The organism is Chryseobacterium viscerum (assembly GCF_002899945.2).
GTDB classification, from domain to species: domain Bacteria; phylum Bacteroidota; class Bacteroidia; order Flavobacteriales; family Weeksellaceae; genus Chryseobacterium; species Chryseobacterium viscerum.
The window spans coordinates 231,705-249,985 of sequence record NZ_PPEG02000010.1 but is presented as its reverse complement, the minus strand read 5'-3'; the positions used below and the strand labels follow the sequence as shown (position 1 = coordinate 249,985).

21 protein-coding genes are annotated in these 18,281 nt (G+C 37.1%); 19 read left to right on the top strand and 2 right to left on the bottom strand.

Going from position 1 to position 18,281, the window contains the following annotated elements; all coding sequences use genetic code 11:
* The first annotated feature begins 1 nt into the window (after position 1).
* Genes C1634_RS22285 through C1634_RS22275 form a run of 3 tightly spaced genes read left to right on the top strand, consistent with a single transcriptional unit; the run spans position 2 to position 2,023 of the window.
* The gene (locus C1634_RS22285; RefSeq protein WP_103231417.1) at positions 2–1,141 is read left to right on the top strand and encodes a beta-ketoacyl-ACP synthase III; all 1,140 of its coding nucleotides are present in this window, start codon (positions 2–4) and stop codon (positions 1,139–1,141) included.
* Positions 1,141–1,572, top strand: coding sequence for a hypothetical protein (locus C1634_RS22280; protein ID WP_103231418.1), 432 nt, complete (start codon positions 1,141–1,143; stop codon positions 1,570–1,572). Before C1634_RS22285 ends, C1634_RS22280 begins: the two co-directional genes overlap by 1 nt.
* A 7-nt stretch (positions 1,573–1,579) precedes the next feature.
* A complete protein-coding gene (locus tag C1634_RS22275) occupies positions 1,580–2,023 on the top strand; it encodes an ABC transporter permease (protein WP_103231419.1) in 444 nt (147 codons plus the stop codon).
* A gap of 462 nt (positions 2,024–2,485) precedes the next feature.
* Here the strand turns inward: C1634_RS22275 and C1634_RS22270 are convergent, their stop codons facing one another.
* Positions 2,486–2,665 carry a bacteriocin gene (locus tag C1634_RS22270; RefSeq protein ID WP_123921544.1) on the bottom strand — a complete coding sequence of 60 codons (180 nt, stop codon included), beginning with the start codon at positions 2,663–2,665 and terminating at the stop codon, positions 2,486–2,488.
* A gap of 313 nt (positions 2,666–2,978) precedes the next feature.
* Here C1634_RS22270 and C1634_RS22265 point away from each other — a divergent pair, with 313 nt between their 5' ends.
* From C1634_RS22265 to C1634_RS22190, 16 genes are all read left to right on the top strand, one after another.
* Positions 2,979–3,383, top strand: coding sequence for a hypothetical protein (locus C1634_RS22265; protein WP_103231421.1), 405 nt, complete (start codon positions 2,979–2,981; stop codon positions 3,381–3,383).
* Positions 3,384–3,446: 63 nt separating this feature from the next.
* Positions 3,447–4,442, top strand: a complete 996-nt coding sequence (locus tag C1634_RS22260; RefSeq protein WP_103231431.1) for a BtrH N-terminal domain-containing protein — start codon at positions 3,447–3,449, stop codon at positions 4,440–4,442.
* Between the two features lies 1 nt (position 4,443).
* A complete protein-coding gene (locus tag C1634_RS22255; RefSeq protein WP_103231422.1) occupies positions 4,444–5,202 on the top strand; it encodes an ABC transporter ATP-binding protein in 759 nt (252 codons plus the stop codon).
* A complete protein-coding gene (locus C1634_RS22250; protein ID WP_103231423.1) occupies positions 5,189–6,457 on the top strand; it encodes an ABC transporter permease in 1,269 nt (422 codons plus the stop codon). Before C1634_RS22255 ends, C1634_RS22250 begins: the two co-directional genes overlap by 14 nt.
* The gene (locus C1634_RS22245) at positions 6,447–6,875 is read left to right on the top strand and encodes an acyl-CoA thioesterase (protein ID WP_109739145.1); all 429 of its coding nucleotides are present in this window, start codon (positions 6,447–6,449) and stop codon (positions 6,873–6,875) included. Before C1634_RS22250 ends, C1634_RS22245 begins: the two co-directional genes overlap by 11 nt.
* Positions 6,872–8,029 carry a beta-ketoacyl synthase N-terminal-like domain-containing protein gene (locus C1634_RS22240; RefSeq protein WP_109739144.1) on the top strand — a complete coding sequence of 386 codons (1,158 nt, stop codon included), beginning with the start codon at positions 6,872–6,874 and terminating at the stop codon, positions 8,027–8,029. The genes C1634_RS22245 and C1634_RS22240 overlap by 4 nt, the downstream gene beginning before the upstream one ends.
* 10 nt (positions 8,030–8,039) lie before the next feature.
* Positions 8,040–8,579, top strand: a complete 540-nt coding sequence (locus tag C1634_RS22235) for a 3-oxoacyl-ACP synthase (protein WP_103231432.1) — start codon at positions 8,040–8,042, stop codon at positions 8,577–8,579.
* Positions 8,580–8,663: 84 nt separating this feature from the next.
* A complete protein-coding gene (locus C1634_RS22230; RefSeq protein ID WP_103231426.1) occupies positions 8,664–8,921 on the top strand; it encodes a phosphopantetheine-binding protein in 258 nt (85 codons plus the stop codon).
* A gap of 63 nt (positions 8,922–8,984) precedes the next feature.
* Entirely contained in the window at positions 8,985–10,184 is a 1,200-nt protein-coding gene (locus C1634_RS22225) for a beta-ketoacyl-[acyl-carrier-protein] synthase family protein (protein WP_103231427.1), read from the top strand.
* On the top strand, positions 10,181–11,242 hold the full coding sequence (locus tag C1634_RS22220) for a beta-ketoacyl synthase N-terminal-like domain-containing protein (protein ID WP_103231428.1): 1,062 nt from the start codon (positions 10,181–10,183) through the stop codon (positions 11,240–11,242). Before C1634_RS22225 ends, C1634_RS22220 begins: the two co-directional genes overlap by 4 nt.
* A 171-nt stretch (positions 11,243–11,413) precedes the next feature.
* Positions 11,414–12,169 carry a polysaccharide deacetylase family protein gene (locus tag C1634_RS22215; protein ID WP_109739143.1) on the top strand — a complete coding sequence of 252 codons (756 nt, stop codon included), beginning with the start codon at positions 11,414–11,416 and terminating at the stop codon, positions 12,167–12,169.
* Positions 12,162–12,788 carry a LolA family protein gene (locus C1634_RS22210; protein ID WP_103232876.1) on the top strand — a complete coding sequence of 209 codons (627 nt, stop codon included), beginning with the start codon at positions 12,162–12,164 and terminating at the stop codon, positions 12,786–12,788. The genes C1634_RS22215 and C1634_RS22210 overlap by 8 nt, the downstream gene beginning before the upstream one ends.
* Positions 12,754–13,389 (top strand): hypothetical protein, encoded by a 636-nt coding sequence (locus tag C1634_RS22205; RefSeq protein WP_109739142.1) that lies wholly within the window; start codon positions 12,754–12,756, stop codon positions 13,387–13,389. Before C1634_RS22210 ends, C1634_RS22205 begins: the two co-directional genes overlap by 35 nt.
* Positions 13,390–13,473: 84 nt before the next feature.
* Entirely contained in the window at positions 13,474–13,854 is a 381-nt protein-coding gene (locus tag C1634_RS22200; RefSeq protein ID WP_103232878.1) for a 3-hydroxyacyl-ACP dehydratase, read from the top strand.
* Positions 13,851–14,327, top strand: a complete 477-nt coding sequence (locus tag C1634_RS22195; RefSeq protein ID WP_109739141.1) for a hypothetical protein — start codon at positions 13,851–13,853, stop codon at positions 14,325–14,327. Before C1634_RS22200 ends, C1634_RS22195 begins: the two co-directional genes overlap by 4 nt.
* A gap of 4 nt (positions 14,328–14,331) precedes the next feature.
* Positions 14,332–15,504, top strand: coding sequence for a DUF2062 domain-containing protein (locus tag C1634_RS22190; RefSeq protein WP_109739140.1), 1,173 nt, complete (start codon positions 14,332–14,334; stop codon positions 15,502–15,504).
* A gap of 51 nt (positions 15,505–15,555) precedes the next feature.
* On the opposite strand, the gene C1634_RS22185 is transcribed toward C1634_RS22190, so the two are convergent.
* Positions 15,556–18,192 carry a T9SS-dependent M36 family metallopeptidase gene (locus C1634_RS22185; protein WP_103232880.1) on the bottom strand — a complete coding sequence of 879 codons (2,637 nt, stop codon included), beginning with the start codon at positions 18,190–18,192 and terminating at the stop codon, positions 15,556–15,558.
* Positions 18,193–18,281: the final 89 nt, after the last annotated feature.

The following is an 18,281-nucleotide window of genomic DNA, read 5'->3' as shown; positions in this document are numbered from 1 at the left end:
AATGTACGACGTATTTATAACAAAAGCATCAAAATACTTACCCAATGAGCCGGTAGCGAATGATGAAATGGAGACTTATCTTGGGCTTATCAATGATGCGCCATCTAAAGCAAAATCACTTATCCTAAGAAATAATAAAATCACGACCAGATACTACGCTTTAGACAAAGAAGGAAATCCTACACACTCTAATGCGCAGCTTACTGCAAAAGCAGTTGAAGGACTTTTTGATGAAAATTTCAAAAAGGAAGATATGAAGTTATTATCCGTAGGAACTACTTCACCAGACCAGATACAGCCTTCTCACGCTTCTATGGTTCACGGTGAACTGAACATCGGAAAATCTATTGAAATTAATACTTCAACAGGTCTTTGCAACTCAGGAATGAATGCCCTGAACTATGGATTCCTTTCTGTAAGAGCCGGTGTACAGGAAAATGCAGTATGTGCAGGTTCCGAAAGAATGTCTGCATGGATGACTGCTGATAAATTCAACCACGAGGCTGAAAATTTAAAATTACTGGAAGAAAGACCTATTATTGCGTTCAAAAGAGAATTCCTGAGATGGATGCTTTCTGACGGAGCAGGAGCTTTCCTGTTGGAGAATAAGCCAAGAGAAAACAGTATTTCTTTAAAGGTAGAATTCATTGATTTCTATTCTTATGCTCACGAAATCGAGGCATGTATGTATGCAGGATGTGACAAACTGGAAGACGGAAGCCTGAAATCATGGGCAGACTACCCTTCTGACGAGTGGCTGAAGCAATCTATTTTTGCCATCAAACAGGATACTAAAATCCTTGATAAATATATCCTTGTAAAAGGTGCAGAAAGTTTAAGATCTTCTTTTGACAAACACAATCTGGATCCGGAAAAAATTGATCATGTATTGGCTCATATTTCTTCAGGATATTTTAAAGACGGACTGAAAGAAGAATTTGCTAAAAAAGGAATGGATTTCCCTGCAGAAAAATGGTTCTACAATCTTTCTGAGGTTGGAAACATCGGAGCAGGATCTATATTTATTGCTCTTGAAGAATTGATGAACTCCGGGACATTGAAAAAAGGAGAAAAAGTACTTCTTTGTGTTCCTGAAAGTGGAAGATTCGCTTATTCTTGTGCCTTATTAACAGTTTGCTAATGGAAAATAAACTGCCTACATCTGATAAAGACTTTGTAGAGAGCCTTATTCCGCAACGGTTCCCTTTTGTGATGGTGCATGAGTTATCAGAATATTCTGAAAGTCATCTCTTATCCGGTTTTGAGATCAAAGAAGACAGTCTTTTCATCCAGGACGGATTATTTCAGGCTTCCGGATTGATTGAGCATCAGGCACAGAGTGTTGCCCTGCACACCGGATATAAATATTATCTGTTGGGGAAAGATGCTCCTACAGGATATATTGGAGCCATCAAATCTTTTGAAGCTGAAATATTGCCCAAAATAGGTGACCAGCTGAAATCTGAGGTAACCATCCTCAATGAAGTAATGGGAGTTACACTGGTAGATATCGTTACCAAACTAAACGGTGAAGTGATTGCAAAATCTCAAATGAAAACCGCTGTAAAATAAACTGAAAATGGAAATAAAGGAAGAGAATATCATCAATATACACAACTTTTTACCACATCGTGAACCGATGCTTATGGCAGACTATATCCTGGAGCTGACCCAAGAAAAAGTAGTGACTTCCTTTGAAATAAAAGAAGACAATATATTTGTTCACAACAATGAATTTGTAGAAGCCGGCCTAATTGAAAATCTGGCACAAACCTGCTCATCCATCCTGGGACAAAGCTTCTTTGAAAATCCTGAAGCAGATACCAAAGTGATAGGTTTTATTACTAATATCAAGAAAATTGAGGTTTTTGCCCTTCCAAAAGTGAATGATAAAATTATTTCCAAAGCCTCACTTATTTCACAGTTTGAAAACATCTGCCACATCTTCTGTGAAACATTTCATAATGATGAATTATTGATCAGAGCGGAAATCAACCTGTTTATTCAGGAAGTAAAGTCGTAAAGATCAATTCAACATATCATAAAAGCTGTACACAACGTACAGCTTTTTTGTTTTTAAACCATTCCGTATTCAATCCTTTCAATAGATTCGTGAATATTTGTGTAATTCATTAGTGGCATTGGTGTTTAAAAAACAGGTTTTGGCTAAAGCTCACTCCTATTGAATTGATTACAATGATCTTACCATAAAAACATTTATTTTTTTTATTTTCAAATCAATTAAGCCTGCTACAAAACAATTGATAACCAAGCCAATACAAATAAAAAATTTCATCATACAATGAATTATTTCACGTGAAACATTCTACCAATCTGTGAAACCCTGATCATCAGGGAGAAAGAAATTTAAAGCACAAAAAAAGCGGAACATTTCTGTCCCGCCTATAACTTTTTACTTGAAAGTTTTATTTTTATAAAACCGTAAAAGTAGGATTAGATGTAATCTAATGTCTTGAATACCTCCTTAGATAATCACTTCATACTCATTCCCTCCGCAAATCTGCTCTGCAGGAGTAGCAATATCAGTATTCACATTCACATTACGTATTTGGCCGCTGGTTCCGTTAGCACATGCAATGTAAACAGTAATTCCTCCTTTCACTTGTTTTAACTCATTCTTTGTAAGTAACTTTAAATTTTTCATGAAATTTAATTTGTTTTTGATTATTAGTTTTTGTTGTTTAACAGGAACAAATATAGATAAAACAATCAAATAATAAATAATTCCCCAATAATTAACAAAATTTTATAGGTATTCGTAATTTAACATAATTGCATTTGGACATCAGGATCTGTAGAATATTTTTGATACAACCTCATTTTCAAAGCAATAACTCCCTCAGATTTAATATGATTTACATATAATGTATTTTCACTATTTTAGCCACCTGATTAAAAGAATCAAAAACAGGTGAACCTTATTTCATCTGGAATCTAAAAAAATGAACATTATTTAGATGAAAAAACAAGACCTGCCTCAAGACGAAAGTAACCTGAAGTCCGCCAACATGACAGAAGTTCTGTATGTAACGGATGAGAATGACAACTACACGACAGCAAACAGCACAGGCTGGGATGCCAAGAAAGCTGCTCTGGATGAATCGATGGAACTCATTTATGAAAGAATTGAGGAAGCAAAACAAAATGTTGCCAATAATATAGTAAGTCCCATCGTTTATTTTATGGAACTGAATAAAATGGACCCGCCTGTTCTTGCTTCTTATGTAGGAATATGGCAATGGAGGGTGAAAAGACATTTTAAACCCGGAATATTCAAAACACTAAGCGAAACTGCACTGAAAAAATATGCCGATGCATTCGGAATTTCAGTGGATGAATTAAAAAACTTCAACGGAAAATAAATGAAATAAGGCCTATATAAAGTGCCGGATTCCATTTGACCAATGAAAAGATACAATCTGCAAATGAAATTAAACTTTGAACACCATCAGACTGCGCATTGCGAAAACGGTGTTGCTTCTAATCTACTGCTTAATAAAGGCCTGAAACTCAGTGAGCCGATGATCTTCGGGATCGGTTCAGGATTGTTTTTTGTCTATCTTCCTTTTTTAAAGGTAAATTTTGCTCCGGGCTTCAGCTATCGTCCGATGCCGGGTGCTATTTTCAGTAAAGCAGCCAAAAGATTAGGAATTAAAATCAAAAGAGAAAAATTCTCAAATCCTAAAGATGCCCAAAAAGCTCTTGAAAGAAATCTGGATCAAAATATACCTACAGGACTTCAGGTAGGCGTTTTCAATCTTACCTACTTCCCGGAGGAGTACAAATTCCACTTCAATGCCCACAATCTTGTGGTATATGGAAAGGAAGACGGAAAATTCCTGATCAGTGATCCTGTAATGGATTATACAACATCCCTTTCTGAAGCAGAACTGGAAAAAGTAAGATATGCTAAAGGAGCACTGCCACCAAAAGGGCACATGTATTATCCTGTTTATGTTCCTGAAAACATCAATCTTGAAGAAGCCATAAAAAAAGGAATCAAAGACACCTGCAAAAATATGCTGGCACCGGTACCGCTTATCGGAGTAAAAGCCATGAGATGGGTGGCGAAAAGCATTCCGAAATGGGCCGAAAAGAAGGGAACAAAAGTCACCAACCATTATTTGGGACAATTGATCAGAATGCAGGAAGAAATCGGGACCGGAGGCGGAGGTTTCAGATTTATCTATGGAGCATTTCTTCAGGAAGCTTCTGTCATTCTTAAAAATGATGAGCTGAAAGAATTATCAAAAGAAATTACTTCTATCGGTGACCTTTGGAGAGATTTTGCAGTGGATATTGCCAGAGTTTACAAAAACAGAAACTCAAAAAGCAATATTTATAATGAACTTTCAAAAACGATGTTGCACATTGCAGATCTGGAAGAAGCTTTCTATAAAAAACTGAGAAAAGCGATCTGATATGGCAGAAAATATGATTGAGATCAAAAACCTATACAAGAAGTACAAAAATTCTGATGATTTTTCTGTCAATGATATCTCTCTGAATATCAATAAAAATGACATCTACGGAATTCTTGGACCTAACGGCGCCGGAAAAACGACTCTGATATCTATGCTTTCTGGATTGATAAAACCTACTTCAGGACAATTTACCATCAATGGTTTGTCTCCACAGAAAGATGGTTTCAAAATCAGGCAGATCATAGGGATTGTTCCGCAGGAATATGCTTTGTACCCTACTCTTACAGCCAAAGAAAATCTGATGTTTTTCGGAAGTCTGTATGGTTTGAAGCACAACCAGCTTAAAAAAGCAATTGATGAATCCCTGGAAATTATGGGACTTTCAAAATTTGCTAATAAGCAGGTAGGACAATTTTCCGGAGGAATGAAACGCCGATGCAACCTCATCGCCGGAACCCTTCACAATCCTAATGTTTTATTCTTAGACGAACCCACTGTAGGAGTAGATGTTCAGTCTAAAAAAGCCATTATTGACTATCTCCTGGATTTAAATAAACAGGGAACCTGCATTATTTATACTTCCCATCACCTGTCGGAAGCTGAAGAGTTCTGTACAAAAATTGCCATCATCGACCATGGAAAAATTCATGCAGTAGGAACTCCTGAAGAACTTGTTGCACAGATCGCCAATGCGGAAAACCTTGAAGATGTTTTCATTTCATTAACCGGAAAAGAACTAAGAGATGTTGTTGTATAAACTGTGGAGAAGCTTTATCAAAGAAATTCTTCTTTTGAAAAGAGATATTGGAGGAATCGTCATCATCTTCGTGATGCCGTTGCTTCTGATTGTAACCATTACCCTTATTCAGGATTCTACTTTTAAAAACCTGGAAGGATCAAAAATCCCGATTATTTTTATAGATCAGGATCAATCTGAAGTTTCAAAAAATATAAAAGCGGAACTGGAAAACAGTAAAACCTTCCAGCTGCTGACCAATTTCAATGAAAAATCTGCTCAGGAAGCTGTCTTTTCGGGAGATTATCAGATGGCAATTGTCATTCCTGAAAATTTAACGAAAGACTTAAATTCCAATATTGATTCTAAAGTTCAGACCATTGTAAGTTCTTTTGGTCTGGAAGGAGATTCTGCAAAAGTAAAAGCCATTGCTCCGAAGACAAAAGAGATTCATTTATACTTTGACCCGGCTACCAATGCGGGATTCAAAAATTCAGTGATGAATTCAGTCAATAAAATGGTTTTTGAGATTGAAAATAAAAAGATCTACAAAGCATTCCAGGATCAGCTGGGAACGACGGAGAATCTTGACGAAAATAAAAACCTGATCAGCTTTAAAGAAATCACACCCAAGAAAGGAGCAATGGATGTCATGCCGAATTCTGTTCAGCACAACGTTCCTGCATGGACTCTTTTTGCGATCTTCTTTATTGTAGTTCCTTTATCCATCAATTTGGTTAAAGAAAAAAGCCAGGGAACAAGTGTAAGAGCGAGAATAAGCCCTACCCCCTATTTTGTACATATTTTAGGAAAAACTTTTACCTATCTGATCATCTGTATCATTCAGTTTTTACTGATGGTAGCGGTGGGAATTTATTTGTTCCCTTATATGGATCTTCCGGCGTTTGATGTGTCCGGAAAAATGTTCCAGCTTATAATAGTAACGCTGTTTGCGGGGCTGGCCGCCATCGGATTCGGAGTTTTACTGGGAACTATTGCCGATACACAGGAACAGTCTGCCCCATTCGGAGCAACTTCTGTAGTAGTTTTAGCAGCCATCGGAGGAATCTGGGTTCCCGTATTTTTAATGCCGGAATTTATGCAGACCGTAGCCAAATTCTCTCCCATGAACTGGGGATTGAATGCTTATTACGATATTATTTTAAGAAACAGCGGCATTGGTGGAATTGCTAAAGAGTTGGTATTCTTATTATTATTTTATATTGCCACCGTATCTATTTCCATTTTTTACGAAAGAAAACAAAATGCAGTCTAAAGAAAATATATTAACCTGTACTGAAGAAGTCAGAGTACGATTCAATGAGACAGATCCACTGGGAATTGTCTGGCACGGACATTATATCGTTTATTTTGAAGACGGAAGAGAAGCTTTTGGCCGCCAACACGGTCTCACTTATCTTGACATTCAGAATGAAGGATATGTAACACCGATTGTAAAAAGTACCTGTGAACATTTTCTTCCTTTAAAATATGGAGAAACCTTCAGGATTGTAACGACGTTTATCAATTCTGTTTCTGCCAAGCTTATCTACAGATATGAGATTTTCAATCAGGAAGACAAGTTGGTATGCAGCGGTGAAACGATCCAGGTATTTCTGGACAGCAATGGAGGTTTATGCCTGTACAATCCGGAATTTTTTCAAAACTGGAAAGACAAAATGGGATTATCATGAAGAAGGAAATTTATATCACAGACTACAATTGTGTAACTCCCTTAGGTTTCGATGCAGATTCTAACTGGAAAGCCCTTTTAGAAGGCAAATCAGGAGTTGCTTTACATAAAATTATAGACAATCAGGAGGCTTTTTATGCTTCCATGATTGATTCTCAAAAACTGGATGAAGAATTCAACAGATTCTTTACTCAGAATACTATTGATTTCACAAGACTGGAGAAGATGCTTCTTTTAAGCTTACAGCCTCTTGTTGAAAAAAACACCCTATCAGAAAACACCGCTTTTATTCTTTCAACGACAAAAGGAAACATCAGCCTGCTAAAAAACCAGTCTGAGCTACCGGAAGGCGTTTATTTATCAAAATTAGCACAGAAAATAGCAGACTTTTTTGGATTCAAAACAAAACCTATTGTCGTATCCAATGCTTGTGTTTCCGGGGTAATGGCCATTGCAGTTGCCAAGAATATGATCCAGGCAGGAAAATATAAAGATGCCTTTGTGATTGCGGGTGATGAGCTTTCTGAATTTGTTATTTCAGGATTCAATTCATTCCAGGCTATAGGATCAGGCCCGTGCAAGCCTTATGATAAAAACAGAGACGGAATCAATATCGGTGAAGCTGCTGCAGCTATCTATATAACTAGCCGTCATTCTGACGAAGGAAAAATCTCTGAAAATGAAAAATTCAGATTTAAAGTTCTCGGAGACTCTGCCGTGAATGATGCCAACCATATTTCCGGACCTTCAAGAACCGGAGACGGTTTATTTGCCAGTATTAAAAATGCAATGACCGAAGCGCAAGTTTCTGCAGAACAAATTGATTTTATTTCTGCCCACGGAACGGCAACTTTATATAATGATGAAATGGAAGCTATTGCCTTCAACAGAATGGAGCTTCAAAATGTTCCTTTGAACAGCATGAAAGGATATTACGGACACTGTCTGGGTGCATCCGGACTTCTTGAAAGCATTATTTCTATGGAAAGTGCTCTTCACAGTACGCTGCTTCCTTCCAAGAATTTTGAAGAAAATGGAGTATCCCAACCGTTGAATATTATCAAAGAAAACCAATCTGCAGCAGTACAATATATTCTGAAAACAGCTTCAGGTTTTGGAGGTTGCAATGCAGCAGTTGTTTTGGAAAAATGTTAAAATGAACGTGATGAAGAAAATAAACAGCTGTACCATAGAACATTCAAAAATAACCGTTGACGGAAATATCATTTTTGAAAGTCAGAGCGAAACCTTTCAGGAATTTGCCAAAGAAGCGTATAAAAGTTTAGACCTCAGCTATCCAAAGTTTCATAAAATGGATAACCTGAGTAAGCTCGCTTTTCTTTCCGCTGAAACCATTTTGAAAGAGGAAGATCATAGCAGAACGGCTATCGTTTTTGCCAACAGAGCATCCAGTCTGGATACCGATTTCAAATATCAGGAAAGCATCAATGATCAGGATAACTTCTATCCAAGTCCTGCAGTTTTTGTCTACACCTTACCCAATATCTGTGTAGGCGAAATCAGCATTAAACATAAAATGCAGACAGAAAATGCTTTTTTCGTTTTGGACGAATTTGATGAAAATTTTTTAAATGATTATTCTGAACAAATCCTGCAGTCCGGAAAGGCTGACAAAGTATTATGTGGCTGGGTAGAATTGTATCAGGAAAATTATAAAGCTTTTGTATATTTGCTAACCTTATAAAAATGTAATAATATAACAGCGTAGCAATGCTTCAGGCTTAGTTGATAAGCTGATGCCTTGATACTCTGGAAAATTAACTTAATTATGGAAAACTTAAAAACAGAATTGAAACACAAAATTATTGAAGTCCTTAATCTTGAAGACGTATCTATAGAAGAAATCAAAGATACTGATCCTTTATTCGGAGGAGGATTGGGACTAGACTCTATTGATGCTTTGGAACTGATTGTTCTTCTTGATAAAGACTACGGAATAAAATTAGCTGATCCTAAAAAAGGAAAGGAAATTTTTCAATCTATCGATACGATGGCAAAATTCATCGAAGAAAACAGAACAAAATAATTCATTCAATCTAGCAATATACCAATATTGTTAGATTGGTATATTGTTACATTATTTAATACAATGAGTCAAAAAATTGCCATAACGGGAATGGGCATCATTTCCTCCATCGGAAACAATGTGGAGGAAAATTTTATTTCATTACAATCCGGAAAACATGGAATTTCAGACATCGAAATGTTTGAAACCCGTCACGCCGGAATCATTAAAACGGGTGAAATAAAATTATCCAACGAAGAACTTGTACAGAAACTTCAGCTTGATGAAGACAACAACGTAACAAGGACTTCTCTATTGGGAATGATTGCTGCGAAAGAAGCTTTAGAAAGTGCAGGAATTTCAGATATCAATGGTTACAGAACCGGACTGATCTCTTCTACCAGTGTAGGCGGGATGGATATCACTGAAAAATACTTCTACTCTTACGAAGACTTCCCTGAAAAGCAAAAATATATTGACGCTCACGATGCCGGAAGTTCCTCATTGGCTATTGCTGATTATTTGGGATTAAAAGGCATGGTTTCCACCATCAGCACAGCCTGCTCATCGGCAGCCAATGCTATTATGATGGGAGCCAAACTGATCAAAAACGGAGTTTTGGACCGTGTCATTGTTGGGGGAACAGATTCTCTTTCAAAATTTACTTTGAATGGATTCAATACCCTGATGATTCTTACGGATTCTTACAATACTCCTTTTGACAACGACAGAAAAGGACTTAACCTTGGGGAAGCAGCCGCTTTCTTAGTTCTTGAGTCCGAAGAAGTAGTCAAAAAAGAAAATAAAAAGGTTCTGGCTTATCTTTCCGGATACGGAAATGCTAATGATGCACACCATCAGACCGCCTCTTCTGAAAACGGACAGGGAGCATTTTTAGCCATGCAGCAGGCCTTGAAAATCTCTGGATTAACTAAAGAAAACATAGATTATATCAACGTTCACGGAACGGCTACCCCCAATAATGATTTGTCTGAGGGAATTGCTATGATCAGAATCTTTGGTGAAAATAAAGTTCCTGAATTCAGCTCTACAAAAGCGTTTACAGGACATACTTTGGCCGCAGCGGCCGGAATTGAAGCTGTATTTTCAATTTTAGCCATGCAGAACAGCATTATTTTCCCGAACCTGAATTTCAAAACAAAAATGGAAGAGTTTGATCTTACTCCTGTTACCGAATTGAAAGAGAAAAACATCAATCATGTGCTTTCCAACTCATTTGGATTTGGAGGAAACTGTTCCACCTTAATTTTCTCAAAATCATGAGTGCAGTATACATCAACAGTGCATCCTGTATCTCTGTTCAGGACACGTTAAACGAAAATATCCTTCAGAATCTTACACCGAAAAATTCTTCAAACATCATCAAAGCAATAGAACCTCATTACAAAGAGTTCATTCCGCCTGCCATGATCAGAAGAATGTCCAAAACGGTAAAAATGAGTTCTGTAGCATCAAAAAACGCTTTGAAAGAAGCAGGTATTGAACAACCTGATGCCATTATTGTAGGGACTGGAATGGGCTGCTCACAGGATTCTGAAAAGTTCCTGAAAAATGTGATCGATAATCATGAAGAGTTCCTTACTCCAACCTTCTTTATCCAGTCTACCCACAACACGGTAGCAGGACAGATTGCTCTTGGATTGCAATGCCATGCTTATAACTTCACGTATGTGAATACCTCTTCTTCTCTGGAGTTTTCATTATTGGATGCTCAGCTTCAGATCAATGACGGAGATGCTGAAAATGTTCTTGTAGGCTCTACAGATGAGCAGACAGACAGAACAATGGAACTTTATTGTTTAAATAATATCATAAAAAAAGAAGAAGATCTTCCTGCCGATTATTTGAATTCATCTACTGATGGAGTGATTTGGGGCGAAGGTGCCAGCTTTTTTGTTGTAGGAAAAGATAAGACTGAAAATTCTTACGCAAAGCTTAAAAATATTCAGATCAGTAACAAAGTTGAATTGATTGAAGTTCAGGATTTTATCCAAAATTTCTTAGCTCAAAACAATCTTTCCCATCATGATATTGATGCTGTTATTCTAGGATTCAGCGGAGATGCAGATTCTGATGTTTATTATACGAAAGCTGCAGATCTGTTTCCAGCTTCATCACAGTTGTATTATAAACATTTGAGTGGAGAATTCAATACAGCCAGTGGTTTTTCTACCTTTATAGCCTGTCATATTCTTAAGGAACAACAAATTCCGGAAGTGATGATGATCAATGAAGAGAAAAAGGAAAGCGTGAAGTATGTACTTCTTTACAATCATCTGGCGGGGAGTGATCACAGTCTGGTATTATTGGAAAAGGCTTAATTGGCAAAAAGTCAATAGCGCTTACCCTACAATTAAAACAGTATTGTTGTCATTCTGATGAAGGAATAATCTCTACTTTTACATGATAGATTCTTCATTTCGCTTCGTTATCTTCAGAATGACAAAATGGCTATACATCCAGAAAGTTTAACAATATAAAAGTATTCAGCAATGAAACATTATCCCTTCATCCTGTTCTATCTTTTCTGCAACGTTTTTATTTATGCGTTTCATGGAAGCTTTTGGGTATATCTGTTTTGTTTTTTTGCTTTTTCTGCGGTCGTAGTCTGGGGTTCATTTGATATTGAACTGGGATATTTCGTCAACAGCATTACTCATAAACGCACCAGAATCAAAGAAGTAGCTCTTACTTTTGATGATGGCCCTACTGAGTTTACTCCGAAATTTTTAGACTTACTTAAGGAACATCAGGTAAAAGCAACCTTTTTTTGTATCGGGAAACAGATTGAAAAATATCCTGAAACCTTTCAGAGAATCATTGCAGAAGGTCATACTATCGGAAATCATACCTTATCACATTCCAATTCTACTGGTTTTTTATCCACTTCAAAAATGATTGAGGAGATTGAAAAGTGTGATGAAGTCATGAAAAATACGGGAAATATAAAAACCCATCTTTACAGACCTCCTTTTGGGGTAACGAATCCCAATATTGCCAAAGCGATCAAAAGGACCCATAAAACAAGTGTCGGATGGAATGTCCGGTCTTTAGACACCATCATTGATGATGAAAAGAAAATCTACAGCAGAGTTACCAAAGGTTTGAAAAAAGGGAGTATTATTCTCCTTCATGATACCTCTGAAAAGACCTATCGTGTTCTGGCAGATTTATTAGTATTTTTGAAGGATAAAAAATATTCAACCTTTACTGTTGATACAGTTATAAATTCAAAGAAAAATGATTAAAAATATAGCTCTCGGAGCATTCTTACTGATCTCAGGATTCTTTTTGGCCCAAAATACGCCCATGTCAGGAGCTGAGGCCAAAGCATTTGTATCGAAGGTTTCTTCTGATACGAAGGAGATCAAAACTTTACAGAGTGATTTTACCCAGACCAAAAAGATGGACTTTCTGGATAAAAGCATTGTTACCTATGGAAGAATGTCATTGCAGACTCCCAATATGCTGAGCTGGAAGTATACCAAGCCTTATCAGTACAGTATTGTTTTTAAAAGCAATAAAATCTTCATCAATGATCAGGGGAAAAAATCGTCTGTAGATGCCAAGAGCAAAACATTTGAAAAAATCAATAAGCTGATTGTAGGAAGCTCAAATGGAACGATGTTCAATGATCCTGAATTTACGGTAACGTATTTTAAGAACGGAAATTACAATGTCGCGAAGTTTATTCCTAAAACCTCTCAGCTATTGAAATATATCAAACAGATCGAACTGTATTTCCCAAAGAATCAGTCGACGGTTTCCCAGGTTAATATGACCGAGGCATCCGGAGATACTACCAATATTGTTTTCAAAAATACCAAGATCAATGCTTCAATTCCTGCGTCAGAGTTTACTTTATAGCCTTATCCTGATTCTGGCTGTTTCCTGTAAAAGCTATCAGCTGACTGGTGTCATGCCGGTTTCTACCTCTGAAAAAATGGTAGAAAATTTATATTTCTCTACCGGCGAAGATTATGTATACAAATGCCAGATGGATATTTATAAAAACCATGTGAGCGGTATTCTGATCATCAAAAAACTGAATGAAACAACACATCGTGTCGCTTTAACTTCAGATTTTGGGAATAAACTGATTGATTTTGAGGTTTCTGAAAATGACTTCAAACTGAATTATGTTCTTCCTGATCTGGATAAAAAAATTGTCATCAATTTTCTGAAGAATGATTTCCAGCAGCTTCTGAAAAGACAGTATCCGGTGAGCGAAAGTTTTGAGAATGACAATGCTAAAATTTATCTTTCAAAAATGGAGAATAAAAGCTATTATTTATTCTTCAATAAGGAAAACAATTTACTGAAACAGATCATTTACACGAAAAATAATAAGGAAAAAATCGATTTTACTTTTGATGCAAAAAAGCATATCTTCGCGGATAGCTTACATCTACAGCACAAAGATTTTAAGATCAATATAAAACTATTTCAAATAACCGAAACGGAATAATTTCCAACAGGAAAAACGGTACAACATACGAGTGTTATTTTCAAACTGAAGTGTATTGTACATTTAATCTTAAAAAATAAGATCATGCAAACCATTCTTACAGACTTTTATACGTTAACATCATACGAGAAGACAGAAGACGGAAAGTTTACTGCCTACATCAACCTCAATAAAGATCATGATATTTTCAAGGGCCATTTCCCAGGAAATCCGGTAACGCCCGGTGTTTGCATGATGCAGATCATCAAAGAACTTACTGAGGAATTTACAAGTTCGAAATTATTCTTAAAAACAGCATCGAATGTAAAGTTCATGGCGATCATCAATCCTTTTGAGACTCCGGATTTACATCTTCAGCTGGATATTAACAAAAATGAAGAGGATGTTAAAGTAAAAAATATAACTTCTTTTGGCGAGACTATTGCATTGAAATTGTCTGTAAGCTATAAAAAAATACCGTCATGAAACTTATCTTATCATTCGTAACAGCATTTATTTTTTTCTTTCAGTCTGATCTTGAAACACTGAGAAACAGCTACGCTAAAGCCAACGAATCCAATACCAATACAGCGACCTTCATTGAAACGGCGGAAAAACAGTCTGGTTCTGATGCAGTAACTCTTGGATATAAAGCCGCGGCGAAGATTATGGAAGCTAAAATTGCCAAAAGCAACAGAAAATCACTGGTAAAAACAGGAGCTACAAGTCTTGAAGGGGTTATCAAAAGCAACCCAAGCAATGCTGAACTTCGTCTGATCAGATTAAGTGTTCAGGAAAATATCCCTAAAATTGTAGGATACCGCGGAAGTCTGAAAGATGACAAAGCATTCCTATTAAGTAATTACAGCAAACAGAATACCGCATTAAAAGGTTATATCAAAAGGTTTGCTATGCAGTCTAAAACTATTACAGAGACGGAAAGAGCCACTTTAAAATAAAAGAATGTCCCTTGCTGAAGTACAAAATGCAATTTCTGAAAAGAAGATATGCGTTTTAATACCTACCTACAATAATGAAAAAACCCTGAAGAGGGTTATTGACGGTGTTATCAACTACACCGAAAGTATTATTGTGGTCAATGATGGTTCCACAGATTCTACCCCTCAGATTCTTGCTCAATACCCTCAGATCACAGTCATATCCTTACCGGAGAACAAAGGGAAAGGAAATGGTCTTAAAACAGGTTTTAGAAAAGCAAAGGAATCTGGGTATGATTATGCCATTACAATAGATTCAGACGGACAGCATTATCCGGATGACATTCCGGTATTTGTAGATGCTCTTCTTCAGGAAAAAGAGGAAGTTCTTCTGATCGGAAACAGAAATATGTCTCAGGACGGCATTCCTAAAAAAAGCAGTTTCGGAAACAGGTTTTCTAATTTTTGGTTCTGGTTTGAAACCGGCATCAAGCTGGAAGATACGCAGTCTGGCTATAGGCTTTATCCTTTACATAAAATTCCAAAGAAATATTTTACTCCTAAGTTTGAGTTTGAGATCGAAATCATTGTAAGAACAGCATGGAGGCATGTTCCGGTAAAAAACATCCCAATCAAAGTTTTGTATGATCCGGCAGAACGTGTTTCGCATTTCAGGCCTTTCAAAGATTTTACAAGGATCAGCATTCTGAATACAATTCTGGTAACGATCACTTTGCTTTATATTATTCCGAGAAACTTCGTGAATAATTTCAAAAAAAAAAGCTTTAAAAAATTCATCCAGGAAGATGTCTTAGAAAGTGACGGAAGCAACCGTACAAAAGCATTTTCCATAGCATTGGGAGTCTTTATCGGGTTTTCTCCTTTCTGGGGATTCCAGACGCTTTTAGTCATCAGCTTATCGGTGCTCTTTAAGCTCAATAAAGTACTTGCCTTTGTAGCTTCCAATGTGAGCCTTCCTCCTTTTATTCCTTTTATCATTGCTGCTTCTCTATTTCTCGGAGCCCCATTTGTAGGTGGTGACAGCGATATTCTAAGCCAGGATTTAAATTTTGAACTGATCAAAAACAATCTGCTGCAATATATCATTGGCAGTTTTATTTTAAGTACTACACTTTCTGCTTTGTCTGGAGTAGCTGTCTTTTTGTTTTTGAATAAAGTAAGTCCGGAAAACAATTAAAAAAGCCCGGAATAAAATTCCAGGCTCAACACAATTAGTTATTATAATTTCCTATTTAGAAACGATAATCTTTTGAGAATAATCAATTGAGTCATTGCTCACTTTCACAATATAAGCACCATTGATTAGTTTTTCTGCGCTGATTGTATTCTGTTTGTTAAGATTGATACTTTCTTTGGAGATCAGTTTTCCTGTAAAATCAAAAATAGAAACCGTGGTAATTCCTGATAGGTTGGCATCAGAAGGAGTTTTTATCGTGAATTCATTTCTTACAGGGTTTGGATAAATTGATATTCCTTTAGAATTATTGACTTCTTTTACCGCTAATGCCAAACATTCTGCAGGAACTGTAAAATCTTCCACCTGATCACTTAAATCCGGGGCGGCATTGTTAGCTCCAATATATAATCCGCTAAGTCCTCCTGACGCAGCGTTGACACCGAGTCCTCTTTTGGCGAACGTAGTCCAGATCATACACTTATTTTGTCCTCCTGTAGATGCCTGGTCAGCAGCCAAAATTGCATCTCTTCCCTGTACAAATGTAGGATTACATGGCTGCAGCTTGAGTGCATCCATTACCAGCTGCAACACTTTTGCACTTCCGCTGTTTGGATCTGCTAAGACGTTGCTGTTGTATCCATACTTATCTACATATTTCCAGTTAAGATCCCACAGCATTGTTGCCCAGATAAACCCAATACTGTGAACATCCGGTACGGTAATCCCAATCCCAAAAATACTGCTGTTCACCTTCATCCCGTTAGTACGTCCATAAGTATAGTCATTAACTGCAAAATCAGGTGAATATCTCGATGGTCTTATCCCTGCACCAGTTGTTGCTTCTCCTGAAGTGAAGGTCCCAATTCCTCTCGCAATGGAAGAGGTATCTCCAGGCCTTGTTGTCATCATCAATGCAAAGAAATCAGACCATCCTTCTCCCATTTGCTCATTCGATGTAGTATATGACAAACAAGAACTGCCGGTTCCTGTAAGACGGTTAGAAATTCCGTGTCCATATTCATGGCTGATAATTCCATTGTCCAAACTTGCATCTTTATAAACGGCATCTGTTTTCAATGAAGCATTTCCTACAATACCATTGGTCAAATCATTCACTAAGAATTCACCTTCTGATTTTCCTACCATCACTGTGGGAATAGTAATAGTAGCATCCGTACCTCCCATTCCTACTGGTGTATCACTTGCCGGATGGTATTGTATAACGCCAATGGCACCAGCATTTTGCAAATTCTTTGTTTTAACAGCAAAACCACACGTAGCTGCGGTTACTACAGCGATTTTTCCTGTAAGGCTGCCCGCAGCAACTGCGGTACATGCATCTGCCGGTATTGGAAGAGCCAGGTCTCCCGTTACAGGAGGATTCCCAATAATTGACGGCCCAAAATTGGCGGTTGCAGTTGCAGGTATTCTTGCAACATAATTTGATGGTGCATTATAATAGAGGTAACGTGCTCCGTTAGGAACGAAAAGAAACATCTGCATTCTTCCGCTTGTTCCGTCAACACCCGGATTAAAGTTAGCATTGTTAAGCCCGCTTCCATCTCTTGATTCAGCCAGAACAGGATCATTACCCGTTCCACCGTTTCCAAAATTGTTGGTCTGATAATTTCTTGCAGATTCTGTAAATCCGAATTTATAAAACACATCATGCATTTTATTCGTTGTGTAGAATAAATTGGTTACTGCTGCAGAAGTATAAGTTGTCTGTGCTGCGGCTAAATCTAAAGGAAAATCAAAGGCTCTGCCTGCACCACCATCAGGAGAAAATTGTGGTGTATCGGTAGCATTCTCATCTGTATAGGCAAATGCATTATTTCCCCTTGTTATTGTGTAATGATTGGTCCCGTCAGAATGCCAGCCTTCCGGTGAAGCCGTCAAATCCCATGGATTTGTAAGCAATGTTCTTGCACCAAATGTAGGCGCTTCCGTAGGGAATGCAAATACGTTATAAGAAGCATTATCAGGTCCTAAAACAAAATTTGTGGGATTCTGTAGGTTTGCAGCGGCTATATTTGCGGGTAAAGAGCTTGGAATATTTTGTACAACCGATCCGGAGTGATGATCATAGGCTTCATCATGGAAACTACAAGAGAGTGTTGTGTTTTCCTGATACAAAATAGTACCATCATCTGTACTAACGATAGTGTTCCATACATTACCCGTTCCTTTTTCTTCAACATAGAACTGATACCCCAATATCAATTCTCCTCCTTTTGCAAAATAGACAGCATTAACTGGTATTGGATGTCCTTTCCCGTCGATATTCTTTACAAAAGGCAATCCGTTCAGTTTTTGAATTGTACTTGCTACTAAAGCCTCTTTTCTACCAGTTTCTTTTCCTTTAATGGCAGAAGGATAGTTCTTAATAAAGGAATCTGCAAAGTTTAAAACTTTACCATCTCTGATTAAAACATTGGCAGAACTTCCAAAAACCGGAATCCCATTAATTGTTTGCTGTATCCCTACAACCTCTCCATTTAAGCTATTTGAATGGTCTACATTAATAATTTTAAATGCTTTCAGTTCCGGATTAACTCTCTGAAATGATCCCTGAGCGGAATTAACGTAGTTCTTAATTGTTTGTTCATATTTTTGAGCAGATACTATACCTGCACCGAAAAGGGAACAAAACAACAACAGTTTAACACTAAGTCGAATTTTTTTCATTTAGATTACTTTTAAATAATATTAATACATGAATATTTCAGTTAGTAGGGAATAATCTAAAATGTTACACAATTGAATAATATTTATTT

Bases quoted from the DNA above. Each gene is read 5' to 3' on its own strand.
- C1634_RS22215 (WP_109739143.1), top strand. From the start codon at position 11,414: ATGAAACATTATCCCTTCATCCTGTTCTATCTTTTCTGCAACGTTTTT.
- C1634_RS22285 (WP_103231417.1), top strand. From the start codon at position 2: ATGTACGACGTATTTATAACAAAAGCATCAAAATACTTACCCAATGAG.
- C1634_RS22230 (WP_103231426.1), top strand. From the start codon at position 8,664: ATGGAAAACTTAAAAACAGAATTGAAACACAAAATTATTGAAGTCCTT.
- C1634_RS22190 (WP_109739140.1), top strand. From the start codon at position 14,332: ATGTCCCTTGCTGAAGTACAAAATGCAATTTCTGAAAAGAAGATATGC.
- C1634_RS22240 (WP_109739144.1), top strand. From the start codon at position 6,872: ATGAAGAAGGAAATTTATATCACAGACTACAATTGTGTAACTCCCTTA.
- C1634_RS22280 (WP_103231418.1), top strand. From the start codon at position 1,141: ATGGAAAATAAACTGCCTACATCTGATAAAGACTTTGTAGAGAGCCTT.
- C1634_RS22220 (WP_103231428.1), top strand. From the start codon at position 10,181: ATGAGTGCAGTATACATCAACAGTGCATCCTGTATCTCTGTTCAGGAC.
- C1634_RS22275 (WP_103231419.1), top strand. From the start codon at position 1,580: ATGGAAATAAAGGAAGAGAATATCATCAATATACACAACTTTTTACCA.
- C1634_RS22255 (WP_103231422.1), top strand. From the start codon at position 4,444: ATGGCAGAAAATATGATTGAGATCAAAAACCTATACAAGAAGTACAAA.
- C1634_RS22250 (WP_103231423.1), top strand. From the start codon at position 5,189: ATGTTGTTGTATAAACTGTGGAGAAGCTTTATCAAAGAAATTCTTCTT.
- C1634_RS22225 (WP_103231427.1), top strand. From the start codon at position 8,985: ATGAGTCAAAAAATTGCCATAACGGGAATGGGCATCATTTCCTCCATC.
- C1634_RS22235 (WP_103231432.1), top strand. From the start codon at position 8,040: ATGAAGAAAATAAACAGCTGTACCATAGAACATTCAAAAATAACCGTT.
- C1634_RS22260 (WP_103231431.1), top strand. From the start codon at position 3,447: ATGAAATTAAACTTTGAACACCATCAGACTGCGCATTGCGAAAACGGT.
- C1634_RS22265 (WP_103231421.1), top strand. From the start codon at position 2,979: ATGAAAAAACAAGACCTGCCTCAAGACGAAAGTAACCTGAAGTCCGCC.
- C1634_RS22200 (WP_103232878.1), top strand. From the start codon at position 13,474: ATGCAAACCATTCTTACAGACTTTTATACGTTAACATCATACGAGAAG.
- C1634_RS22195 (WP_109739141.1), top strand. From the start codon at position 13,851: ATGAAACTTATCTTATCATTCGTAACAGCATTTATTTTTTTCTTTCAG.
- C1634_RS22185 (WP_103232880.1), bottom strand. From the start codon at position 18,192: ATGAAAAAAATTCGACTTAGTGTTAAACTGTTGTTGTTTTGTTCCCTT.
- C1634_RS22245 (WP_109739145.1), top strand. From the start codon at position 6,447: ATGCAGTCTAAAGAAAATATATTAACCTGTACTGAAGAAGTCAGAGTA.
- C1634_RS22210 (WP_103232876.1), top strand. From the start codon at position 12,162: ATGATTAAAAATATAGCTCTCGGAGCATTCTTACTGATCTCAGGATTC.
- C1634_RS22205 (WP_109739142.1), top strand. From the start codon at position 12,754: ATGCTTCAATTCCTGCGTCAGAGTTTACTTTATAGCCTTATCCTGATT.
- C1634_RS22270 (WP_123921544.1), bottom strand. From the start codon at position 2,665: ATGAAAAATTTAAAGTTACTTACAAAGAATGAGTTAAAACAAGTGAAA.